The 1,276-nt window shown below is 74.3% G+C and carries 2 protein-coding genes; both read left to right on the forward strand.

Annotated features, from left to right (window positions below; translation table 11 throughout):
* Window positions 1-150 precede the first annotated feature (150 nt).
* Entirely contained in the window at window positions 151-717 is a 567-nt protein-coding gene (locus ACFCX4_RS36285) for a DUF4291 domain-containing protein (protein ID WP_376151755.1), read from the forward strand.
* 103 nt (window positions 718-820) lie between these two features.
* Window positions 821-1,228, forward strand: a complete 408-nt coding sequence (locus ACFCX4_RS36290; protein ID WP_376151757.1) for a RidA family protein — start codon at window positions 821-823, stop codon at window positions 1,226-1,228.
* The last annotated feature ends 48 nt before the right edge of the window (window positions 1,229-1,276 follow it).

Genomic DNA, 1,276 nt, shown 5'->3' on the forward strand with positions numbered 1-1,276 from the left:
GCCCTCCACGGCCAGCAGGACGCCGGCGCGGGAGACGCGGGGCGCGAACAGCATCTGGTACGCGATGAAGAAGGCGGGATGTCCTTCCTCGGGCCGGGCGGGCGGCAAACCGGTCGCCCGGGCGGCGGCGGCCTGGCAGAGTCGGGCGGCATGCAGCAGCTCAGGGAGATCAGGGCCGACTTCGACGCCGGCACCATCGTCGTCTACCAGGCGTACGCGCCGGCCATCGCCGACCCGGCGCTCGCCGCGCAGCGGTTCGTGCCGCCGTTCTCGTTCGGCCGGATGACGTGGCTCAAGCCCTCGTTCGCCTGGCTGATGCACCGCAGCAACTGGGCCCGCAAGCCCGGCCAGGAGCGCGTCCTCGCCGTCCGGATCACCCGGGCGGGCTGGGAGGAGGCGCTGGCCCTGGCGGAGCCGACCGCCGGTGACCCGGCCGCGCTCGCCGGTGCGCGGGTGCACGTCCAGTGGGACCCGGAGCGCTCGCTGCGCGGTGGCGCGCTCAACCACTACAGCATCCAGGTGGGAGTGGGGCGTTCGCTGATCCGGACCTTCGCCGAGGAGTGGGTCACCGGGATCACCGACCTCACCCCGCAGGTCCACCGGATCGCCGGCCTGGTCCGGACCGGCCAACAGGCCCGGGCGCAGCGCCTGCTGCCCCCGGAGCGCCCGTACCCGCTGCCGCGGCCGCTCGCGGCCCGCCTTGGTGCCAACGGGTGATGTTCCGTCCGGGTGCGGACGATCGGGGGGCGTCCGGCGTTGTCCCGGCCGGACCCGGGATCCAGTACCAGGACCAGGACCCCGCACCGGAGAGGATCCGCCCGTGACCGACAACCGCACCATCACCAACCCGCCCGACCTGCACGACCCCACGCCGTTCGGCTACAGCCACGCCGTCTCGGCCCCCGGCGAGACGGTCTATCTCGCCGGGCAGTACTCCTCCGACGCGACCGGGCAGGTGGTGGCGGGGGACTTCGCCGCCCAGGTCGGGCTGTCGCTGGAGAACCTCCGCCGGGCGCTGGCCGGCGTCGGCCTCGGCTTCGAGAACGTCGTGCGGCTCGGCTCCTTCGTCAAGGACCACGACCCGGAGAAGCTGGAGGTCCTCAACGGCGCCGTGCGCACCGCCTTCGGCGACCGACTGCCGGTGCAGACGCTCAGCGGGGTGGCCACACTGGCGCTGCCCGGGATGCTGGTCGAGATCGACGCGATCGCCGTCCGCCCCGCCTCCTGAGGACCCGCCGGCCGACCCCCCTTCGGTGTGCCGGGACGCCGTCCCGGC

The organism is Kitasatospora sp. NPDC056327 (assembly GCF_042261735.1).
Classification (GTDB): domain Bacteria; phylum Actinomycetota; class Actinomycetes; order Streptomycetales; family Streptomycetaceae; genus Kitasatospora.